Origin of the sequence: Shewanella sp. GutDb-MelDb (assembly GCF_002836075.1) — a bacterium.
Classification (GTDB): domain Bacteria; phylum Pseudomonadota; class Gammaproteobacteria; order Enterobacterales; family Shewanellaceae; genus Shewanella.
In genome coordinates, this window is sequence record NZ_PJBM01000127.1 from 21,496 (window position 1) to 44,360 (window position 22,865).

General features: G+C 42.9%; 21 protein-coding genes and 1 pseudogene. 13 read left to right on the forward strand and 9 right to left on the reverse strand.

Translation table 11 applies throughout. The features are described from left to right. Positions 1–59: 59 nt before the first annotated feature. The 5 genes from CXF82_RS03960 to CXF82_RS03980 all read left to right on the forward strand — a co-directional run bounded on the left by CXF82_RS03960 (position 60) and on the right by CXF82_RS03980 (position 3,001). Positions 60–599, forward strand: coding sequence for a type II secretion system protein (locus tag CXF82_RS03960; RefSeq protein WP_269801702.1), 540 nt, complete (start codon positions 60–62; stop codon positions 597–599). A gap of 59 nt (positions 600–658) precedes the next feature. Then, positions 659–1,291: a type B chloramphenicol O-acetyltransferase gene (gene catB / locus CXF82_RS03965; protein WP_101091417.1), complete on the forward strand. Its 633-nt coding sequence runs from the start codon at positions 659–661 to the stop codon at positions 1,289–1,291. Between the two features lie 204 nt (positions 1,292–1,495). Further along, entirely contained in the window at positions 1,496–1,795 is a 300-nt protein-coding gene (locus tag CXF82_RS03970) for a carotenoid oxygenase family protein (RefSeq protein ID WP_257982725.1), read from the forward strand. Positions 1,796–2,035: 240 nt separating this feature from the next. Beyond that, the gene (locus tag CXF82_RS03975; protein ID WP_101091413.1) at positions 2,036–2,281 is read left to right on the forward strand and encodes an HP1242/YdcH family protein; all 246 of its coding nucleotides are present in this window, start codon (positions 2,036–2,038) and stop codon (positions 2,279–2,281) included. Positions 2,282–2,656: 375 nt separating this feature from the next. Beyond that, the gene (locus CXF82_RS03980; RefSeq protein WP_101091412.1) at positions 2,657–3,001 is read left to right on the forward strand and encodes a TM2 domain-containing protein; all 345 of its coding nucleotides are present in this window, start codon (positions 2,657–2,659) and stop codon (positions 2,999–3,001) included. A 234-nt stretch (positions 3,002–3,235) separates the two neighbouring features. On the opposite strand, the gene CXF82_RS03985 is transcribed toward CXF82_RS03980, so the two are convergent. Next, a complete protein-coding gene (locus CXF82_RS03985; RefSeq protein ID WP_101091411.1) occupies positions 3,236–3,913 on the reverse strand; it encodes a 2OG-Fe(II) oxygenase in 678 nt (225 codons plus the stop codon). A gap of 181 nt (positions 3,914–4,094) precedes the next feature. Next, positions 4,095–5,321, reverse strand: a complete 1,227-nt coding sequence (locus tag CXF82_RS03990) for a hypothetical protein (RefSeq protein WP_257982722.1) — start codon at positions 5,319–5,321, stop codon at positions 4,095–4,097. A 197-nt stretch (positions 5,322–5,518) separates the two neighbouring features. On the opposite strand from CXF82_RS03990, the gene CXF82_RS03995 reads away from it, so the two are divergent. The 3 genes from CXF82_RS03995 to CXF82_RS04005 all read left to right on the forward strand — a co-directional run bounded on the left by CXF82_RS03995 (position 5,519) and on the right by CXF82_RS04005 (position 8,250). After that, on the forward strand, positions 5,519–6,211 hold the full coding sequence (locus tag CXF82_RS03995) for a response regulator (RefSeq protein WP_257982723.1): 693 nt from the start codon (positions 5,519–5,521) through the stop codon (positions 6,209–6,211). After that, complete coding sequence (locus tag CXF82_RS04000; protein WP_102043702.1) at positions 6,204–7,601, forward strand: ATP-binding protein; 1,398 nt, start codon at positions 6,204–6,206, stop codon at positions 7,599–7,601. Before CXF82_RS03995 ends, CXF82_RS04000 begins: the two co-directional genes overlap by 8 nt. Before the next feature lie 169 nt (positions 7,602–7,770). Continuing rightward, a complete protein-coding gene (locus CXF82_RS04005; RefSeq protein WP_102043703.1) occupies positions 7,771–8,250 on the forward strand; it encodes a YbaK/EbsC family protein in 480 nt (159 codons plus the stop codon). A 567-nt stretch (positions 8,251–8,817) separates the two neighbouring features. Here the strand turns inward: CXF82_RS04005 and CXF82_RS04010 are convergent. From CXF82_RS04010 to CXF82_RS04020, 3 genes are all read right to left on the reverse strand, one after another. Continuing rightward, positions 8,818–9,024 carry an AbrB/MazE/SpoVT family DNA-binding domain-containing protein gene (locus CXF82_RS04010; RefSeq protein ID WP_101091408.1) on the reverse strand — a complete coding sequence of 69 codons (207 nt, stop codon included), beginning with the start codon at positions 9,022–9,024 and terminating at the stop codon, positions 8,818–8,820. Between the two features lie 398 nt (positions 9,025–9,422). Then, the gene (locus CXF82_RS04015) at positions 9,423–9,947 is read right to left on the reverse strand and encodes a hypothetical protein (RefSeq protein WP_101091407.1); all 525 of its coding nucleotides are present in this window, start codon (positions 9,945–9,947) and stop codon (positions 9,423–9,425) included. Further along, a complete protein-coding gene (locus CXF82_RS04020; protein ID WP_157822918.1) occupies positions 9,940–10,689 on the reverse strand; it encodes a winged helix-turn-helix domain-containing protein in 750 nt (249 codons plus the stop codon). Before CXF82_RS04020 ends, CXF82_RS04015 begins: the two co-directional genes overlap by 8 nt. A gap of 658 nt (positions 10,690–11,347) precedes the next feature. Between CXF82_RS04020 and CXF82_RS04030 the strand changes: the two genes are divergently transcribed. Together CXF82_RS04030 and CXF82_RS04035 are read left to right on the forward strand one after the other, a co-directional pair. Continuing rightward, on the forward strand, positions 11,348–12,157 hold the full coding sequence (locus tag CXF82_RS04030; RefSeq protein ID WP_101091404.1) for a cytochrome c3 family protein: 810 nt from the start codon (positions 11,348–11,350) through the stop codon (positions 12,155–12,157). A 17-nt stretch (positions 12,158–12,174) separates the two neighbouring features. Further along, complete coding sequence (locus tag CXF82_RS04035) at positions 12,175–12,669, forward strand: hypothetical protein (protein ID WP_101091403.1); 495 nt, start codon at positions 12,175–12,177, stop codon at positions 12,667–12,669. Positions 12,670–12,758: 89 nt separating this feature from the next. Here the strand turns inward: CXF82_RS04035 and CXF82_RS04040 are convergent, their stop codons facing one another. Together CXF82_RS04040 and CXF82_RS04045 are read right to left on the reverse strand one after the other, a co-directional pair. Next, entirely contained in the window at positions 12,759–14,240 is a 1,482-nt protein-coding gene (locus tag CXF82_RS04040) for a protein adenylyltransferase SelO (protein ID WP_102043704.1), read from the reverse strand. 102 nt (positions 14,241–14,342) lie between these two features. Then, positions 14,343–15,644, reverse strand: coding sequence for an NAD(P)/FAD-dependent oxidoreductase (locus tag CXF82_RS04045; protein WP_102043705.1), 1,302 nt, complete (start codon positions 15,642–15,644; stop codon positions 14,343–14,345). Between the two features lie 500 nt (positions 15,645–16,144). Between CXF82_RS04045 and CXF82_RS04050 the strand changes: the two genes are divergently transcribed. After that, on the forward strand, positions 16,145–16,666 hold the full coding sequence (locus CXF82_RS04050; RefSeq protein ID WP_102043706.1) for a hypothetical protein: 522 nt from the start codon (positions 16,145–16,147) through the stop codon (positions 16,664–16,666). Positions 16,667–16,734: 68 nt separating this feature from the next. Here the strand turns inward: CXF82_RS04050 and CXF82_RS22535 are convergent. Then, positions 16,735–16,989, reverse strand: a pseudogene (locus CXF82_RS22535) (hypothetical protein); the annotation flags it as partial. A gap of 416 nt (positions 16,990–17,405) precedes the next feature. Between CXF82_RS22535 and CXF82_RS04060 the strand changes: the two are divergent. Both CXF82_RS04060 and CXF82_RS04065 read left to right on the forward strand, forming a co-directional pair. After that, positions 17,406–21,539 (forward strand): collagenase, encoded by a 4,134-nt coding sequence (locus CXF82_RS04060; protein ID WP_102043707.1) that lies wholly within the window; start codon positions 17,406–17,408, stop codon positions 21,537–21,539. A gap of 231 nt (positions 21,540–21,770) precedes the next feature. After that, a complete protein-coding gene (locus CXF82_RS04065; protein ID WP_102043708.1) occupies positions 21,771–22,112 on the forward strand; it encodes a DUF6482 family protein in 342 nt (113 codons plus the stop codon). A gap of 29 nt (positions 22,113–22,141) precedes the next feature. On the opposite strand, the gene CXF82_RS04070 is transcribed toward CXF82_RS04065, so the two are convergent. Further along, positions 22,142–22,858, reverse strand: a complete 717-nt coding sequence (locus CXF82_RS04070) for an AraC family transcriptional regulator (protein WP_180961166.1) — start codon at positions 22,856–22,858, stop codon at positions 22,142–22,144. Between the last annotated feature and the right edge of the window lie 7 nt (positions 22,859–22,865).

The following is a 22,865-nucleotide window of genomic DNA, read 5'->3' on the forward strand; positions in this document are numbered from 1 at the left end:
GCTATTCAGCTATTCAGCTACTCGACAAACTTGTAAATAATAACCAGGCGTTACTCAAAATGAATATGAATAAACAAAATGCATCACTTCCCCACAATTCAGGCTTCACCCTCATAGAGTTGGTTGTCGTTATTATTATTTTAGGTGTTTTGGCTGTTACGGCATTGCCCAAATTTATCAATATGAAATCAGATGCAAACGTTGCTGTGATTAAAGGGGCCGTGGGTTCAATTAAAACCGCAGTATCGCTATTTAAAGCCAAAACCATGACTTCAGGTAATACTTTTACTGATGTGGTCGAGTTTTCTGGCGTAAAAGGCAGTAACTATCAACCATGGGCTGCAACAGCTACTGCAAGTGGATTTTTATCTGATTACTCCTCTCCACCCGAAATATTTGAAGGTGCTGGATTAGATGTTAACGAATGGGCTTACCGTATTTACGTACCCACTAGCTATGCCGTTATTGCTGCACCTAAAAGTGTTTTAGATAAAAGTGAACCTAGTGCCGCAGAGGTTAAAGCGACTAACTGCTATTTTCAGTATCACTGGCAAACATCAGGTGAGCCAACAATCACCACAGTGATGACGGACTGCTAGCAAAATTACAACGAGTTAACATCATGCACCAGTTAAGTACTTCATAGAGGATATTGAGTTTGAACAATTATTTTGACAGCCCCTTTGTCGGCAAATCACTGCAAGAGCAAGTGACAAACCCTAATATCATTGTGGGAAAACACAGCTATTATTCTGGCTATTATCACAACCATAGTTTCGACGATTGTGCCCGTTACTTGCTGCCCGATAGAACTGATGTCGATAAACTCATTATTGGTAGCTTCTGCTCAATTGGTTCAGGTGCAGTATTTATGATGGCGGGTAATCAAGGGCACCAGAATAATTGGGTGAGCACTTTTCCATTTTTCTACCAAGAAAACGAACACTTTACTGACGCTAAAGATGGCTTTGAACGTTCAGGAGATACCGTTATAGGCAATGATGTATGGATTGGCACTGAAGCTATGATTATGAGTGGCGTTAAGCTCGGTGATGGCGCCATTATCGCCAGCCGTGCTGTGGTGACTAAAGATGTCGCGCCCTACTCTATTGTTGGTTCAAATCCAGCGAAACATATTCGTTTTCGTTTTCCTGAAACAGAGATCGCTAAACTACTTGAGATGCAATGGTGGTTATGGAGTGATATACAGCTAAAAAGTGCCATGGCATTAATGTGCTCATCTGATATCAATGGCCTATACGATTACTGGCAGACTTTGAAGCAAGAGTAATACTCATTGTTTTAGTCAGCTACGGGGCGAACTCGGTTTACATGTAAACGACCAGCCCTCTGTAGCTTCCCTCTTTGTCTGCTGCGCTTCTCTTGACTAGCTATCCGACTGGCTTATTTTTCTCATAAAATGAACAGGCGAGCCCAAGTTCTCATCTGTCACACTGACCTAATTCGCTGATATAGCCACTTAATCTACGATTATCTGTATCATTTATCGAGCAATGAGCAAAGCTTGTGGAGTGACGCTGTATCATCAATCAATAGCGGTGCTGAGCAACATTTCAATTTTGGCAAAGACTATCTAGTGGAAGAACACATTAGCGTATGCCCTAAAGCAGTTGAAGGTACTGGATACCTCATTGGTACCGCGTTGCATGTGCCCAGTAAGCGGACTTGTCTTAACATATTTGCCGCCAACGATATCAATTCAGGCCCCATGGCACGGGCTTGGCTGCCCTATCATCTACCTCTCGGTTTTCATGGTCACTTTCAAGCAAATTAATCAGTGCTGGGGCACTCTAAATTGAGGGCGACTGCTGCGGTGTTAATCGAAAATAGAGCAGAGTCAGATTAGTATTTTATACCTTGACTCGGCCCTCAGTGCTTAAAACAAGTAGAATCTGCGATTTTTTGTTAACTAGATCGCTAAAATACCTAGATATACCCCTTTGTTAAAATCCATAATGCTGTAGTGTTGGTAGTACAAACAGAATAATTTTCAGTTCACCATTCAGGGGTACCTATGCTAAATGAGAATCATGCACTTATTTTTGACTTCCCAGAATTTAAACAAGACATTGTTTATTTGAATCATAAAGACGAAGCATTCCAAGAACTGTCCAAACAGTATCATTTATTAGATTATGAAATTCGTCAGCTAGAAATTGACGGTAGTCCCACCGATGACGAGCATATGCATCAGCTAAAATTACAGCGCGCTAATTTAAAAGACGTCCTATTCCTGAAATTAAAAGAGCACCACGCCTAACAATCGTATACTACGAGCTGGCCAGTCATGAGTATGCTCAGTCTGGCCAACAGCTTGCAAAAGAGCTCAGCAGGAGAACATCACTCCTCCTCTTTTCGCTAACTCTTTTATAAAAAGCCGAATCTCTCGAACCAAATGGCTATTGCAGCACTTCATTAAAAATCATCTCACCGTTCAAATGGAAAACGATGCTTCCGTTAACTTCACAGTGAAGCGAGATAATCGTACTCAGTATTGAGTATTCACCACCTCCCATGATATGGCTGCCCCGCTAACGTTCGGGTTTATTTTAATTATGTGAACTATGCACCTATGTTTCAGCGCACGCTTGTACGCATAATGGCTCATTAGCAATATTGACTATTGGAGTTTGCGATGCAAGAAATAGATTGCCCACAGTGCAGCCAAAAAATCGACATTAATCTGGTGACCTGCCCCCAGTGCCATGTCGTTCAAGGGTTAGAGGCACTCTCTGGAGTTGATCCTTATATTCGTATTAAAAATCAAAAACTCACGATATGGTTTAGCCTTTTATTCGGTGGGCTGGGCGTACATAAGTTCTATTTAGGTCAACACCTAAAGGGCAGCTTGTACTTAATCTTTAGCTGGACCTTAGTGCCGATGATTGTTGGCTGGATCGATGCGGTGCGCACCATGAAAATGAGTCCCTTCAATTTTCAGCAACGTTATTGTCGAAAAGTGAGTCACTACTACGTCTAGCCATAGGCAGCTTAGCTTAAAATGAGTTAAACACTTTATGACAATATACCGCCCACGGCAGTAGAAGTTGATGCTTATTTACATTAATGCCGCTCTACAGACACACCTCATCGCTGATGAAGCTTGCATACGTGACTATCGCCATTAAGTGATCGCTACGACCTCTGTGCAGCATGAGGCACTGCAGACATCACTCTTTCACTGAGCCATGAGTCCAAAATTAGATAAGTAACATTAACTTGGTGGGTCGATGTTATTGGCAATGCTGCAATTGAGCCTAAACCAACCCGCGATAGAGAAACGGTCACGTTTTGCGGCTAGCACTTCATGGGGAAACTCTTCACTTAAAAAGACCACCACGGTACCAAAACCGGGTGTAACGCGAACCGTATGGTCATCAATAATCGCAGATGTTGATTGTTGATTTTGATATATCACCAGCTCTCCGCCATCGTCTTTCGACCAAGATTGGTTAAGATAAACCACCACAGAAAGTATTCGATTCCCCTCACCGATAAAGGCATCTTTGTGCTTTTTATAAAAATCACCTTCAGCGTAATGTGCAAAGTGGCTTTCAAACGAAAATAGCCCTAAAAAGAGTCTTCTATTCAAGAACACTTGCAGCGCCTGAGTCCAATCAAGCCAAGCCGTGCCCGCTTCACTGTCATTATTAATCCAGCTAATCGCGTCGGTACGCACAAAGTCATTAATCTTATGATCAACTGAGCGACCAATGCCAGCGCGCTTAAAATTAGCGTCGGGCATAGTGGTAATATGTGAGGCTAATAAATGGGTTAAATCGTGTGGCAGAGCAGCAGGGTTAATGCTGTAGCCTTTGTTTGCGATGTCATTTGCAATTGATGCAAAAAGGGAGGAATCGTCACCTGTTTGAGAGGTGCGAGGTAAGATCAACTACATCCAGTCTTAGGCGTTAAAATTAACATTGATGAGTTACTTTTATAAACAGAGACCACCAGCATACACCTATAACAATCAATATAGTCATTAATATAGATTCACGACAAAAGCAGTAATAAGTGACAGAAAAGCTACTTCGATAAGCAGCTTAAATGTTAAACGTATTAGTGGCTATTTATAGTGTGACATTGCTGCCGCTAAATACCGCACTCTCAATCCCAGTCAAGGTATTAACGCCATCTCGATTACTCACCATATCGGTAATAATCGTAGCACCATTGTCTTGCTTTTCGATGCTGTATTGCGATGCCTTACCACTAAACTTCACCTCGTTTTGACCACTGTTACCGGTAATATTATTATCAAGCTGATTAACCACCACATTGCTGTTTAGGCTGCCAGTTAACGTCACATCCTTAAGATATTGCGAGTGATGCGTATAGCCAATATCACGATTGAACTTTAGGCTAAAGTCACCGATAAAGCTCGCATCAATGCGCGCATTATAGGTCAGGTACGAATGAAAGAATTTATTATTCATCAACTCAGCACCGAGAGGATCTTCAGTGCTCATTTCAGCACGTGTTTTCGCAATATATCCGCCCCACATACTGTGGGTTTCACTGCCACTCCATGCGCCCCATAAACCATAATAAGCATCGATAACTGACGCGAGGTATTCTTGAGTTAAGCTATTTTCAGCGGTGAGTTCAGTGATCCAGCTTTGATCTCCGCCCCATAATTTATCATTTAGCGCTGTGGTTTGAGCCGCTCTAATTTCAGCTTGATAGCCAGGCAAGGCGCCGATGAATTCACTATTCTGATCCACGCCGATACCGTAGTCATGCATCATATGCAGGATCTCTTCAAAACTAGCATCGCGATGTTCTTCATAGTTTTGATTGATATACCAAGCACCACCTTCTACTTGAATTTCATTTTGATACAGCGGTTGCCCGCCTAATTCTGTAGCAGGATTAGTACCATCGTCACTGCCATTAAGGAGTAATAAGATCGCGCCATTGTCCGCTATCTTATTGGTCACTGCTGATTTGTCATTACCAAATTCAGAGCCCGGTAAATTGGTCAAGTAATGGCTCAAGATAGCGCGTGCACGCACTATCTGGTTATCGCTAATCAAGTCTTGCGCAATAATATGGATAGATTTTCCATTAGGCGCTTTTATTTGCGTGTAGCGATTAAACTTCAGCGCTGCGCTATAGGTTGTTGACAGTGACGCAGGCACTGTCTCGATACCGAGTGCTTTTGTTTCTGCTGACAATCCAGAGCCAGGATTATTGTTATTATCAGCTACTGCCGTGGTTGAAGAATCAGAATTACAGGCCGTTAAGGCCATTAAACTTACTGCGACAACCCCTGCCAATACTACTTTAGCTACCATATACTGCTCCTAAAACCTCTTTGATTTGAGCCATAAAATTAACATGACCATTAAATTCATAGGGTAAGAGAAAGTAAGCAAGCGGCATGCTATGTAAGCAGGTGTAAGCAAACTGTTATTAGTAACAATAATCTGTAAAATCAGATTGATTGAGCAGGTGTTTCTATCAAACGTTGGTAGACTAAATATTAAGGTAAATGGTTGTGAGTAAAGCAAATATACTCATTATTGAAGATGATAAAGAGATCTCTCGTTTAACCGCCATGTATCTTGAAGCTGAAGATTACAGTACGCGCGTGATTGCGGATGGCTTACAAGCAGTAGGCGCTGTAAGGATGGAGCTGCCCGACTTAGTCATTCTTGATTTAATGCTACCAGGGTTAGATGGGGTATCGGTGTGCAAACAGATACGCAAGTTTTATCAAGGCCCTATCTTGGTATTAACGGCCTGCTGCGACGATATTAGCGAAGTCAGTCTACTCAAACTTGGCGCCGACGATTACCTCACTAAGCCAGTGCGGCCACATGTCATGCTTGCCAGAATTGAAGCTTTACTAAGACGCAGTCGACCCGTAACCCCGAGTTACAACCAATTGCACGTTGGACAACTCACTATTGATACCGGCAGGCAAATCGTTAGCTATAACGATCTTACGCTTGTGCTCACTACCGCTGAGTACGATATGTTACTGCTACTAGCTTCCCATGCTGGCAGCATTGTTTCTAGAGAGAGTTGCTGCCGATCATTAAGAGGCATTGATTATGATTTCAATGATCGTTCAGTAGATATGCGGATCTCAGGGCTAAGAAGAAAACTCAATGATGACATGCCCCCCTACAAAACGATATTAACGATACGCAACAAAGGATACATGTTGATCAATGGCTAACTATCTTCCGCCTCTTTTTACGCGTCTTTACTTGAGTTTGCTTACGGCGCTGTTTGCCAGCATTATCCTAACATTCTACTTGAGTGAGCAGTATTTAGAACAAAGTGATGTGGTCGATTTCCATGATGATAGCTATCAAATCTTTATTGAAGCCACCTCAGGCATGCAGCGTACGCACTTGTCTGCAGAGCAATATATTAATAGCTATCAAGGGCAACATCTTCAATTTAATATTACTTGGCAAGCAAATTGGAATGCTAAGCAAGACTGCTCTGATTGTGAGTTTTTAAGCAATATCGGAGGAATATCAATATATCAATTATCTGACGAGCAACTATTAGCCATTTATCCACTTTACCAAACTAATGGCACTATCTTAATCTCAGATAGGCTGCCAAATAGTTTATTTTTTGATAGAACCAATAAACAACAGAGCAGCAGTTTTATAGAGTTATTACGTGACGACCCTTCTGAGTTTATTCCCTATTTACTGCTGCTTGTAGTGATTATTTCCTTAGGTACTACGTTATACGTTTCAGTTCGGCGGCTACAAAAACAGATTAACCAACTGGTTGATATAAATAAAAAGTTTGGTCAGGGCGAGCTCAACATTCGTGCTCGCCAGACCTATTCTGAGCCCGTTAATGAGTTGGCAGACAGCTTTAACAGAATGGCTAATGCCATTACTGAAACGGTAAAAGAGAATCAAATTTTTGCCCAAGCGGTGCCCCATGAAATACGTACACCACTGAGTAGAATTCAGCTGGCAACAGGTTTACTGCGTCAACGTAGTTTGCAAAATGAAGAGCTAGAATTACTAGATAATATCGATAACTATATCGATGATATCGAAAAGTTAACTCGCCAAGTACTCACCTTTTCTAAGCTAAATGCAGTAACAGGCCAAGATGATAGCCAAAACACACAACGAATAAAACTAGATGAATATTTGCAGAGCCGAATAATGCAGTTAACTACCGATAATGTTATCGCCGTTAAATTAAATCTGCAGCCACTTGAGCTTGAATGTGAGCCAGCATACTTACGATTGATGTTTGATAATCTATTTAACAATGCACTTATGTACGCAAGTTCTCAAGTTGAGATCACAGTCAGCTCTAGCCGCAAATCTTGCGGAAAAGGCCTCGTTGTAGTCAGTGTTGACGACGATGGGCCTGGCGTTGATAGCCATCAGTTTGAAACCATCTTTCTGCCTTTTTCCCGCTTAGATAAAAGTCGTAACCAACAAACGGGAGGGTTGGGACTAGGCTTGGCTATTGCCAAAGCAGCAACAAGACGAATGCAGGGGAAATTGCTTGTCGGTCGCAGCCACTTAGGCGGTGCCAGCTTTAGCTGCCAACTAGCCTATAACCCCAAGCAACAAAACTAAGAATACCAAGCCGTTGGGTTACCTTTACCAATGGCTTAAATTTCACGCTATCAAATTCACTCCACACTCACTAAATACTTGACCGCTGTACCGTCTTTAACCACCGACAAGATCAATACGATTGAACTATAATTAAGGCTAAAGTCATATCGCAAAAAGAGGTAATACTATGACTATTTCAAGCCGATTAAATCAGTATTTAGATGATAATGACGTAAAGTACGATCTCCTGCCCCACCCTCGCAGTGCAAGTTCTATTAGCTCAGCTGTTGCTGCGCACATATCCCCCACACAACTCGCCAAAGCCGTGATCTTGGAAGATCACGAAAGCCGCAAGGTGATGGCCGTATTACCCGCTAACCATAAAGTTAGTTTGCGTTCGCTCGGTGATAAACTAAATCGAGAGCTTCACTTAATTAAGGAGCAAGAGATCTATCAGATGTTCGACGATTGTCAGCATGGCGCCATCCCCTCCCTAGGTGCAGCTTATAACTTAGAGGCTGTTTATGATGATCTATTGGTTGAAGCTAAAGAGATCTACTTTGAGGCTGGGGATCATAGCAACTTAGTACGCATGAACCGAGATGACTTTATCAAGTTGATTAAAGATGCCAAGCACTTAAGATTCAGTCATCAAAGCGTGCATTAAAGCCCTGCTTGAGCATTGAGTCATGCTCAAGCTTCTCTATGCCGATACTTAGCACTGAACGCTTACCTGTACATGCTAGTGATAAGCTTCTTCGGTAAAGAATATTGTTATGCAGTGCTCTCGTCCAAGCTCGTTATTGATAATAGTAGCGTTACTGCTTGCCCTCATCATTAGCAATGCTAACGCCAATTTATTGAAAAAGAGTCAATTTCTGCACCCAATAGCTTTAGTAAGGCGCCAATAATTACCGTCTATTCAACTTCTGGAAAAAAAATGGGATAAGATTGATAAAACTAAAATCAGCAATTTTTCAATTAACTTAAATGCTGAATGTAAATTTGAAGGTAAAGACAATAAAGCCGACAAAGGGAAGATGAGCCTATCAGGATTTTTGCTGATAAGTGATAGCGCTTAGCCAGCAAATGACTTAATTCCCCATACCAAAACTTAACACCTCCACTAGGACCCCATTACCTATGTTCAAGAGCATCAGCTTTAAGGGATAAAATTAGCCCCCCTCCCCCTTACTTGTATCACTCGACGTGAACGAATTAACACAGCGAAAAGTTAAGCATCTTCTTCATGCATAAAACCTTCAATTAATGCCATCTGCTCCGACACCCCATCACTTTGGGAGGTGAGTCGATAGCAGCCGTGAGCCATCCTTTCTAAGCTAATATTATCTCCCGCACCAAGATGCAGCTGTTCAACAATCTCTTGCGGCAACTCAACCCCTAGCCCTTTCCCCACATTTTTAACCTTAAGTTCTGTCATAATCCTACCTATACATACGTCTCACACTGTGATTTCGGTACAACTAACCAAGATGTAAGAGCGAACCAATTAGTTAAAATTATAGTTGATTTAGCGAGCACTGGATTAGGCGTTGCAATGTCATAGATAAGCGATTGAGTGAATAGTGGTTGGTTATTGATAACGCGACATTCCCGCCTGCATGGTAAACCTTACGGTGCCGGCATGATTTGCTGCTGCAGCAATCAGCTTTTGCTTCACTCCACGTAAAATTCAGTTTTAGTGAACTACATTCATCATGAAATTTGCAGCATAGCCATTCCCATGACTAAACACAAAAGGGAGAGTTAGTCGTAAGAGAATAGTGTACCTGCTTAAATGGCTAGCCCTAGCTTAGCGCTAGTCATTTGGATTATTCACTACCCCATGGTCACCAGACTACAGGCGCAGATATTAGTGCTGGGTAAAAAGTACAGTAGTGCGGTATTTTTAGTTTGATTACGGCTGGCGATTTGTATCGTTAAGTTATGCACTCCCTCCTTAGTAATATTACGACTGGCGAAAGCTTCTAAATGTTTGGCATGCAAGGGTAATGACAACTCACTGTTATGTCGAATAAGCTCACTACTGACCAAATTGAGGATATAAATATCCTTGTCTTTATTTGCACTCAACACATCACCTTTTAAATGCAGAGTTGCGATTGGAATGCCGTCGGATGTGAAGTATCGATAACTAATACTCGCTGAACGTTTTTGCAGGGCAAAATCAGCGATAAGAGAGTGATGTTCAATGACGTGTGTTTTGGGGTTCGTCGCCACCAATTCATTGCGACATGATAATACGATATCCACTTCGGTGGCTTTAATGTGTTGATAAACAATAATCCCGATTATTAGCGCCAGCAGCCCACTACTTAACACGATTTTTAGCTGTTTAATCACAGAGTGATACCTCCTCGAGCCAATCGTCTGAAATAAATTCAGGGCTTAACCTAAAGTCACTGGTTTTTATATTTCTCATTAATGTGCCCCCGTTTGGCGTTTTTCCTAACATCGAAACATTAAGCACTTGCATATCATTTGAAAACGCCAAGTACACTCGTTCCCATGTTAAATGCGGGCACATATTTAGCGCTGAAATAACTCTTGCTTCAATAGGGACTTCTTGGCGCAATCTTATCCTCGGTGACTCCAGCCAAGTCAGTATCACTTTCTGGCCGTTATCCAACACAATGTTGCGGTTAGTTTTAATCGGTGCATCAATCTCTTTAAATAAGATGTATTGATGCATCGCCGTCACCACCGCAATGCAGCTCAAAAACAGCACGGTTACCGTTAATATAAGATAGTTTTTACGTATTTTAGATTGCTGGGACCAACTCGCGCTCGGCGGGGTAATATTTAAGCGGTAACCTTTGCGCGGAAATGTCTCGATTAACTCAGCATGAGCTTCGCCAAAGTACTTTCGCAAGGTAAAAACAGCTTTGGCCACCGCTGATTCACTCATCACTGCCGTTTGCGATCCCGCGCAAGCAAGCTGCCCTTTGCTCATGACTTGGTTTGGGTGAGCTGCCAACTGTTCAAGTACTTGGCATTCGGTGCGTGTTAGATGAAATGAGCTTTGAGTTTCACTATTGAATAACTGACTATTAGCAATATCAAATTCAAAGATTTTTAACCGCATATCAATAGCGTCCATATAAAATCGTTGAACTATTTTACTGGAATTAACACAACACAAACATCCAGCCAATCACAATTTGGTAATGCTCGATATTATTTATCACCAAACATGCAATAGATCTAATGTTATAGTCATAATGTAGACCATATCAATGATTTTATTAGCTCTAGCTCTTATTGTGTATGACGCTAAACCGAAATAAAGCCCACTTCGGTATCACTGCTGACTCATCCCGTCAAAAATAGTTCATTTACTCTATGCCCCACGCAATAAAATAAATGGCTAATATTTAATTTAATAAGTGATTCAACCATTCATTAGATCTAGATCAATAAACGCTAGTAATAATAAGGTGGATAAAAAGTGGTAATCAGCATTATAACTGTTACAAGAACCACGCCTCAGCATTACCCTCCAATATGATATCAAAAAGCAGTGAATAACATCGAAAGATAACCCAAAGGATACCGCTAAGGTTTGCGTGAAAATTACTTTGAAGTAGCTCTCATCAGCATTTTTCAGCCCTGTCATTCTTATCTCAAGCCACTGCAGCATTGAATTGCACTTCAATAAGGGCAACTTTTCAACTGTATGCAGCTAATTCAAAACACTCAGCATAAGTATTGAGTGACATACAAAAAAATGGGACGTGATTAAGATGAAAACACTAAATAGAAGACAAGCGATACACCGTATTATTGGCATTTCCTCAGTAGCCGCAGGTAGTGCTTTAGTGGCTAACCCAGTTCTAGCGGCAGTCACCGGCAGTACTGGTGAGTGGAGACTAGCAGTAGATGAAAGACTCGCTTACGCCAAGCTAGACCCTATGACCGTAGCTAAACTTGCCTATGAAACGGGCAACGGCTGTATGTTCCAAGTGTTTGACAGCATCATCAAAAGTTTAGCGTTATCAGGTTCACCAGATGCAGAGAAATTTGCCTTAGTGCCTACTGCATTGGCCAAATACGGTTATGCTGGCATGTTAGGTGAAGGGACAGTTTGCGGTAATATTAACGCGACTGGCATGCTTGCTAACTTGCTATCAATTAACGGAGAGTCTGCTAACTCCCTTTTAAGCCCAACAATGCGCTATTACGAAAGCCAAGCCTTACCGCTGCAAACGGCTGAGTTCATTACGGGCATTGGCGCAGATATGACCGAAACATTAGATCAGGTCGGCACTCCTACCTCTGCAAACAGCATCTTATGCCACTCCTCTATCAGCCTTTGGGCGAGAGAAAATGGCAAGTCGTTTAGCCAAAAAGGCATGCGTTGTAAGCAGCTATCCGCCTCTGTCGTTTATGAATTAGTGGTCATGCTTAATAAAGCATTTGATGGTGAAACAGTAAATGACCATCCGATTTCTGACACTGTTGCCGGATGCCAATCTTGCCACACTTCAGAGTCCACATTTGCACCAAGCGTGCAGACTAATATGTCATGTGATACCTGCCACACTGGCCACTAAATGCAGGGAGAAATACTATGAAACATTCTAAATTATACTGCGCGTTCGGCCTAGGTTCGTTACTACTATTCGGTTGTGGCAGTGATGATAACAAAACGGTAGAGCCGCCTATTGAGCCACCAGTGCCACCCGTCACTACTATTGGCATAAATGAAACTGATACTTTGAGTGTTAGTTTGAAAGCAGTTGACGGTGCAAGTGGCAACGTTGCGTTAACCCTCACCGGCGATGATGACAAACTAGTGACAGATGCTAGCGGGTTTAACTTAATCATCATGGGCTATCCAAAAGAAGGCGATTCTTCCGTTAAATATAAGCTTGCTTGGCATCAGGCCAACAATTCAAATTGTATTGAAGATGAAGAGTGCACTCTGGCTGTCACTGAAGCTGAACCTGGGGTCTACAACTTAGAGTTAGATGCAATTGAATGGAAAGATGCCATCGACAACTATCGCGTCGCAGTAGAAGTTAAAGGTGAAAAAGCTCACCTAGAGTTAGCGTTCCTAGATTGATACCTCACCCAAATAATAGTTAGGTAATCAATACTCGACCACCACGCAATGACAATTCATTGCGTGTTTTTTTTTATTGAAAATGTAAATTACGTTCCACAGTAAGTGGTGAACTTGCCGAAACTTGCGGGCGCAGAAAGGCTGAACTCCTCTTTGCCTGCTTGCATCGTATAAGGATTAGCAAGCACCGAGATTAATGCCTCAAATGGCTGATAATCACTACGCTCTTCAGCGGCCTCAATCGCAGCTTCAACCAGATGGTTTCGCGGGATGTAAACAGGGTTAACCGCATTCATCATAGTGACACGTTCTGCTGTGGCTAGCGGCTCTTTTCTCAGCCTTTCATGCCACTGCACTTTCCACTGAATGAATAGACTCGGGTCAGAAAACAGCATTTCAGCATCACTGCTATCGGAGGTTAAATCTACCGCGAGTTGACGAAATAGCTGAGTGTAATCTACTGCTTGAGCTTGCATTGACTCAAGCAACTGCTCGCAAAGTGCATAATCACCCTCAACCTCAGTTGTCATGCCCAGTTTTGCGCGCATTCCTAGCAGCCAATGAGACTTAAATACATCCCAAAATCCTTTTATCACATCGGTTGCTTGCGTTATCGCATCATCAGAATCTTCATTGATAAAAGGCAGTAGTGTTTCGGCTAATCGCGCTAGATCCCACTGCGCCATTGCGGGTTGATTGCTATAGGCATAACGACCATCTTGATCGATAGAGCTAAACAAGGCATTGGCGTCATAGTTGTCCATAAACGCGCAAGGGCCGTAGTCGATAGTCTCGCCACTGATGGTCATGTTGTCAGTATTCATCACGCCATGCACAAAACCGGCTAACATCCATTTGGCGACTAATTCGGCTTGCTTATCTCGTACTGCACAGATGAGATCTAAGTAAGGTTGTTGGCTTTGCTTTAGCTCAGGGTAATGACGTGCAATCGCATAGTCGGCCAGCTGTTTGAGTTTGTCTTCTTCACCCTGAGCGGCAAAATATTGAAAAGTTCCCACCCGTAAATGGCTTGTGGCCACTCGGGTTAATACCGCGCCCGGCAAATATCGCGTTCTGTAGATGGGCTCGCCAGTGGTGACGACAGCCAACGCACGCGTAGTGGCAATGCCAAGGGCATGCATCGCTTCGCACAGTATATATTCACGTAAAATAGCGCCGAGAACCGCTTTACCATCACCACCGCGAGAAAACTGCGTACGACCAGACCCCTTAAGTTGAATATCGAGGCGTTGACCTGACTCATCCAGCACCTCTCCTAATAGTAAGGCACGACCATCACCAAGTTGTGGGCTAAATCCGCCGAACTGATGGCCGGCATAAACTTGGGCTAATGGCGCAGAACCAAGAGGCGCTTCACTTCCAGAAAAGACATCGGCCAGCTGCTCAGTATTACTATTACTGATACCTAGCTGCTCAGCTAATGCCTGGTTGAACTTTACCAGCACCGGCGTTGGCGCTTTATCTCCCTTAGCGGAGACGTAAAACCCTTTGAGTTCATTTGCGTAGCTGTTGTCGAAACTTACGCCTAAGTCAATCTCAGTGCTGCTCATCGAATATCCATCTGGTTGCGAAAAATAACAAATTCCTATTGTGCTTACTTTACCTTAGTCGACTATAGAACGATAATCCTGCTGCGCCTTGATGCGTCAATGCTAATGCAGCTTCATTCTCGGACGCACTACTCGCATCAGTTTTTCAGCTAGCCACAGTGCTATCGTTTTGAAGGTGCCATGAATTGCTTGTTGATGCATTCGGTACAGCGATATATAGACAAAACGGGCAATTTTGCCTTCAACAAACATGCTACTTTTGGTCAAATTACCCATCAAGCTACCCACAGTGCTGTAACGAGATAGATTAACCAGCGAGCCATGGTCCACATAAACATAATCGACCAACGGTTCAGCATTCATCTCTTTAATAATATTCTTCTCGGCGCACTGCGCCATTTGATGAGCAGACTGAGCTCTTGGTGGCACAAAGCTACCATCGGCTTGCTCAAACGCACAGCAATCACCAATGACATAAATATCATTGTTAACGGTACTTTTAAGATTAGCTTGAACCTTGATTTGATTGGCTCGATTGAGCTCAAAAAACTGCAGTTCTTTAATAAAGTCTGCCGCTTTTACCCCAGCAGCCCATAACATTAAGTTCGCTGCGATAAGCTGACCTTCTGAGGTCACAAAACCTGCTGCTGTCGCTTCACTAATTCGGGTATTTTCCATCACCGACACACCTAGCTGGCTCAGCTCGTGTCGAGCCGATGATGCGATACGCTCAGTTAATGCAGGTAAGATCCGTGGACCGGCCTCTATTAGATGAATATTGAGTTTGTCTGCTGTCATCTTACTTAAGCCATACACTTTTAATAGATCGGTCACATGGTAAAGCTCGGCTGACAACTCCACGCCAGTGGCACCGCCGCCCACTATGGCGATATTGAGTTCATTGATAGAGTCCGATTGATGCACCCGAGTGAAACTATCAAGCAATGCATTATGAAAACGATTTGCCTGCTGGTGTGAATCGAGAAAAAAGCAGTTTTCCTGAACGCCTGGCGTATTAAAGTCATTACTGACACTGCCAATAGCAATCACCAATTTGTCGTACTGTATTTGACGTTCGGGAAGCAACACCTTACCCATATCATCGGTTATTGGCGCGACTGATATCGACTTCTCGTCACTGTTAAGCCCACAAAAAGTCCCTAGCTGAAATTGGTAGCCCTGCTTTGCCGCGTGGGCTGAATAGACAACGCCGTCAAGATCCGAATCCAACGAGCCCGTTGCGACTTCGTGCAGTAGCGGTTTCCAAATATGAGTGCGGTTTCTATCAACAAGTATGATGTGTGCTAAGTTTTTTTTACCTAACTTACGACCTAACTGAGTTGCAAGCTCTAGTCCACCCGCTCCTCCACCGACAATCACAATTTTTGGACATGATAACATCACAACTTCCCCTTAGCGCTTGATTGAATTTACCGTTACTGTAAATAAGCATTTAATTCAAAAGCGCTTATTTAGCGTCTTCTATAGTGACTGAAACAAAAAATAAAGTCATGGTGATTACAATCAGACTTAACAGTAAAGGCAGTTAATTAAGCTGTAATTATTGTATTTAATAGTGAATGCAACCATTAAAAACCATAACATTAAGAGTTACCCCCTGGCACAAGGTTCCCATTTAGCCTAAGAAGCATCATTAGATGAAAATAAGCCGAGGCTGCGCTAGCAACACAAATACTGCGGAATCGGATTTGATTAATTAATAGGTTTTACCCCTGCAATCTCTATTAGAGTCTTTTATAGAACGATATAAATAATTTAGCTCATAAAGATAGCTAAGTTGACTCTAATCCAAGTGATTGGTATTTTAGCACTGTAACAAACTAGCAACCTTATTTAACTATGATTTTGGTCATGGATTGAAGCTCAAATTAATGGACTAAAAAATGAAAAAAGTACTCCTATGCGCAGCACTATTAAGCCTTTGTGCATGTAAAAGCACTGACATACGCAATATCACAAGCTCGGTTTCAGATATAGCCAGTATAGGCTCATCAACGACAACGACCACTAACTCACCGAGTACTGATTACACTCATAATAAGCCACAATATTCCAATGAATCTGAGAATATTAACGCTCATCGCACAGGGAAAACCAATAGAGACTACGGTGTTATCCGTTCGATTTCTTCAGAAAAAAACCCTAAAGGCATGACTATGGTGCGTTTTGTTGCCTTTCATCTCGATAGCGGTGCGGCATTAGAGAGTAACCAATATTTATATTCAATGGATGAAAACGGTTGGATGAACAAGAAATCAATCCTTACGCTTGATACCAGAACAAAAATGCTAAATAGCGGTCAATATTACCTGAAAGCACACGCTCAAAGTGGCGATTTCTACACCACTGGTATGCTGCAACTGGCTTCTGGTGTCACCAACGTCATCACCATTGATCTTGAGTGATTCATTAGTATAAAAGTCAATAATGAAAGGCCTGTTAACAGTGGTCTTTCATCTGTTACATCAGCGTTAATTTGGGCGGATTCAGCCAATGCCCCCTCAACGTTAACCAATTCAACGAGGGGATCCGTCTTTAGCTTTTCCGCCACACATGCGCTAACGCTGTCAACATCGGTGCCTTTAGCTACCGCTTCAATACCTTGACTACGGATCTGCTCGACAATTTGTTGTAATAGCAATTGCTCATCTTTGGCTAGCCATGCTTACTCCAATTTCTGCTTCTCATCACCACCGAAATAACCGCAACCACTTAGCCCAAATAACATAACCGTAGGGACTACAACATATTGTTCCTCCAGCAAACTACTAGCGAGTGAGCTAAGCCAATAGTATATCCAGAGACTTCCTTCTAAACTTTTAAATATATTTAATCTTCCTGCAAATTAACAACTAATTCCTATTTTTAGCCATTTATATCAGAAGGATAACAAACTACCAAGCTTGATCCAAAGCTATAATATTTAGATAAAAATTCTTTTTCCCCTTCCCCAATACTCGTAAAAAAACCAACAGCACTTTGACATTGCATACATTATATTGTAAAAATAACTCCAAGTTTAACATTCTCGCAACAGAGCATTGCCGAGTAATTGAGTTTATTTAAGTAGAAATAAATAGAGGAAGGAGTGATGGCGGTCGCAGCCTAGCTTCAATACCCCCTCCCCCATTGAGGCTACACAATATGATAAAAAAGATTAAAAATAGTTTACCCTGTGTCATTTCACGCAAATCAGTTCTAACAATCGCAATTCTAGCTTCGTTAAATGTAGGAGCTGTACAAGCCGCTGAAATGTGTGGTGAAAAAACCTTAGATAGGCAAGGAGAAGTTTCCGCTAACCAAGACCATTGCATTACTGATTACGGTCACTATCTTTATATCAATGTCCCCTATGAAAACAGTGATGTCACAATTACCACTTCCGGTGGAAGTTATACCGGCACCGACGCAGATATCATCTTATATGACGGTGATGACTGGAGTGGAAATCAACAGCTTGTCAGTAATACAGCAGGTACTAACGATGAGAGTATTTCATTTATTTCTCGAGCAGGTAAACGTTACTTCAAAATCAATGGCAATATCCAAGAAACCAACTTAAGAGTCAATATTACTGGCGGGGACATACCACCACCTATGGGCGATTACATTGTTTTCGATACCAATATCAATGTCACGGTCCCTGCTCCCGCTATTTCTTCAAAGTCTGAGTACGGCGCTACTATTGCGACTATTCTCGCTGCAAGTTACAGCGACTTTGAATCCATTGCGGCTGCAAGCCAGGACCCCATCGCTGACGTTTCCGACGCACTGCATTACCTTGCTAGCACCGATGATTTAGATGACCCAGATTTAAACCAACTATTGTATTTTCTTGCCTCTTATAAATATTACGCCGCAGCGATGACGGAGCCTGAAGCACTAAACCTCAGTATTGCACTACAGGCAGTGACTCAAATGACCGGTTTTATCGGCGATGCTGGCGGAGTGATTCAAGAAGGTTACGCAGGTGCACTTAATAATTTTGAGCGTGGCGCCGGCGCCGCGTACTTTAAAGATTTATTGCCGCACCTATTAGCGACTATTCAATACTATTCAGAGCAAACAGATCCATTTGCAGGTAACAATGCCGGCGACGCGACCATGGCGTTACTTAAAGCCGTGGGTTCAGCCGCGTATTATGGAGACTCCGCGACTAAAGCGGCTTATAACGCTAATATGTTGGATGTCTTATCTGTGATGCGCTCGTTTGCCTATCTAGGCGAAACGTCACTTGATATGCGCTGGTCTACTGAAGCTGATAAAAAATGGATTATCCCCCATAGCTTTATCGCGCTAGGTAAAATTTCATCTATTGCTACCGACGAAGCTAAAGCACGCTTTGATAGCACTATTATTGAAGCCCGCGATAAGTTAGTTAATGACATATCAATTGAAACCACTGAAACCATTGTGACAAAGAATTACTTGGAGTCTGCGGGGCGACAGTGTGAGGCGAGTGATCCGCTTTATGGTCACTGTATTGTACCGCCAAAAGAGGAAGACATTTTAACCGTTCGCCATGAGTGTACCGATAAGCTCATCATTCGTGCTCAAAGCAGTATTTCGCAAGCGACACTCGACCAATCTTGTGCTGATTTATCACTGCAAGAAACCGAGTTCCACGCTTTTTTCAACACCAATTCTATTCCTGTTCAAGGCGATGTTAACGACGTTCTTGAGGTGGTCTCATTTGCTTCGCCTGAAGATTATGAAAAATACGCACCAGAGTTCTTTGGGATAAGCACTGATAATGGGGGGATGTACCTTGAAGGTTCTCCAGAAGTTGTTGGTAATCAACCACGATTTATTGCAATGCAGTGCCCTGACGCTTGGGTGGGTAACTCTTGTCAATATGAAGATCAAATTTACAACTTAAGACACGAATTCGTTCACTATTTAGATGGTCGCTATATCAAGAAAGGTTCATACGGTTCATTCGATTACAACGTCTCTTGGTCAGAGGGGATGGCTGAGTACATGGCCAATGGTAACGATCATACAAGAACCAATAATACGCTGGAAGGTAAAACCATTCCGCCGTTATACAATTTGTTATTTATGGCTTATGGATATGATGAACTTTATCCATGGAGCTATTATGCGATGCGTTATCTGTCAGAAGAACATAACGATGAAATCGTCAAGATAACTCAAGCACTGCAAGTGGGTGATAAAGATGCCTACACAGAGGTACTAAAAGGTGTTGCGGCACGCACAGAAGCAGGATTTGAAGCTTTTGTATTGGCGAATGCCGATGTAATAGCACCACCAGCAGCAACCATTCCTGATACCAATGTTATTGGTGAATGCACGCTAACTCAGCAATACGCTCGCCATATTGATGCAGCAAAAATTGACTTCACCATTACCAATACCACCGATGTCCCAGTATCACTATTTTGGATAGACAATAACAAGGGAACTGCCAATTTTGCTAAGAACTACAAAACACTAAATCTGGGTGATAGCTATACATCAACGAATTGGAGTCAGGGCGATCGATTGATGTTAAGCGATAATGCCATGAACTGCCTCGGTGTTAGCGTCATGACCGACGACAGTAATAGCTTTACTATCGATGAAGAGCTTGTCAAAGATGTAGTACCTGAAGTATTGCCAGCACAAGACATGCTGGGTAGCTGTGAACTTGTAAGACCTCACCTAATAAAAGATGAGTCCCATGAGTTTACCATTACCAACACAACTGACTACCCAGTACGTTTATTCCGTATTGATAATCTAACAGGCAAGCCTAAATACGCAAGTGCTGCCACTGGTTTCGATTTTGGCTACGGTACCTTGAATAAAGGCGAAAGCTATAGCGCTGACATCTGGTATGGAGACCGTCGTTTTGTGGTTACCGATGCACGCCTCAACTGCTTAAGCGTTGGTGTACTAAACAATCCAACGGCTAACTTTACGATTGATGAGTCAACCATTGCCAATGCTGCACAGCCTGAGATTATTCCAGAAGCTAATACCATTGGAAGCTGCGATCTTAAGGGTAAACATCTAACCGGCCCATTTGAAGCTGATTTTTCTTTTACCAACAACAGTAACACCGCTGTACGAGTTCACCGTGTCGACAATGAAACGGGAGAGCTAAGTGAAAGCTTTGGCTTTACTACTCTAGAGAATGGTGAAACCTACGATAGTGCAACAACCTGGAAGTGGTTTGGTCATCGCCGCGCAGCAATTACCGACGTAAACAACCAGTGTTTAGGTGTCGCGGTGATGTCACAAGAAAATGATATCAACGATTATCTAATCACCGACGAGTTAGTTAATAGTGGCGATACCTCACCCATTGATTCAGACGGCGATGGTGTTATCGATAGCGAAGATGCATTTCCAAATGATGCCACTGAAACCCTAGACAGTGATGGCGATGGTGTGGGTGACAATAGCGATGCCTTCCCATTTAATAGTACCGAATCAATGGATAGTGACGGTGATGGAGTCGGTAATAATGGCGATGCATTCCCATTTGATGCAACTGAAACGGTTGATACTGATGGCGACGGCATTGGCGACAATAGCGATGCTTACCCAACAGACCCCGACAATAGCGTGATCATCAGCTGCGGCGCAGCAACCATCAGTTCTGGCAAGTTAACCTTAGAAAAAGAAGAGTGTATTAGCGGTGGAAAAGGCAGCTACTATGTGTGGGTTGACGCAGACAACACCGACCTATACATCTCGACTCAAGGGGGCGATGGAGATGCGAATATCTATTTCAATGCCGATACTTGGGCGTCTTCGACCAATGCACAATCTAAGTCAGAAGCAAGTGGCAATCGCGAGCAATTGCATGTCGTTGCAAATCGGGGCTGGCGCTACATTAGCATCAATTCGAGCACGAGCTACAATGGCGTGTCGATGACCGTGAGTTTAACCGACGGCTCAACGGTTGAGCCAGTTGAACCCGGAGTTCCATCAGCATTGAGCAATATGTGTGATAGCACATTGCCTCAAGATTACGGCAGCATTAGCAATGGTGTGCCCATCTGTGTAAAGAATGGTCGTTCGTCTTTCTATATCAATGTGCCTGCTGGCACCCAAAGCTTAACCGCTGAAACGGGTCATGGCAGCGGTGAATTAGCACTTTATACCGGTGAGAGTTGGCCTAACGCAGACGACAATACTGGTATCTCGACAAACCTTGGTACTCAGGAAAAAGTGACCGTACAGCAGCCAAACTCAGGTTGGTACTACATCACAGTTCAAAGTACACCTAGCAGTGAGGACGTCACCTTAAAAGTGACACTTAAGTAAGTGTGTTAGTCGTAAGCTAAACCAGCACTAACACTGGCATAGAACTAAAAAAGGCAAACCATCAGGTTTGCCTTTTTCCTGTTATATCAAACAGACTAAATCAACCGGCATTTTGGCAACACCAAGCGCACATGGCTTGAGCTCAGCCGCAAATGCCATTGGCAAAGTAAAACAGTGAACTCTTTCGCCTCTTTGAACGTAATGGAAAGTAATCAAAGGGAGCATTCTGCTATGGGTACATCTAATAAAGTTGCCACTATTGCGGCAATTGAAAGCACGAACAATCTGGATATAGTGGACAACAATATCACTCAGCAACGACAGCCATACTTACCTAAAATTATTGGCGTAGCTGATTCAACCCACTATTTGGTAGGCGCTAGCGATGCTAACAACAACTTTATCGAGCTCACTGAAGAGAGCTGCATTGTTTGTGTAAGTTCTTTAGCACAAGCAAAACAGCTACTGCGCAATCATCACTACCGGGTCGCGCAACTCGAATACCAGACGGCATACGATGAGATGTGTGGACTGTCGAGCTGTGGTAATTATCATGAAACGATTAAGCTCTAAACTCTAAACTCTAAATTCTAAGGATTTAGCTACAGATCATGTTGCTGAATATACTGCTTGGGTGACTTACCTAAGGTCTTCTTGAAAAAGGTGATAAAAGCGCTCGCCGATTCATAACCGAGTTCTTCTGCAATGCGCTGTACCGAGGTACCACTGGCTAGCTTTTGCAACGCTAAAACAATATGCAACTGACCGCGCCAACGGCCAAAAGTAAGCCCCACTTCGTGCTTAACCAATCGCGTTAGTGTTCGCTCACTCATGGCATAATCCTTGGCCCACGTGGCTATCGACCGTCTATCATCTGGCGTTAACAGCAATTGCGAAGCTATCGCCTTTAAACGCGGCTCCACTGGTGTCGGGAAATCATAATGCTGTGTCGGCATCTGTTTGAGCAGGTCAATTAACACTTCTACTAACCTCGCGGTGGCAGTATTAGGCAGATAATTTTGCTCTAAGCTGGTCAAATGTACTGTTAGCTCTCTTATCAGTGGAGAGATTGATAAGGTACAACTTTTTTCAGGCATACCTTGAACGTCAGGATCAATAAACAGCATACATACATTGGCGTTACTAGAGATCAAATTACCATGTAACTCCTGGCTTGGGATCCATACCGCACAGTTAGGCGGCACCATCCAAATCGCATCCGCAATCTTACACTTAATGTAACCACTTAACGCCATCACCAACTGGCACTTATGGTGCTGGTGCTGCGGGGTTTCTGCGTCGCGTTCCCCGCCCGTCATTTTCAAA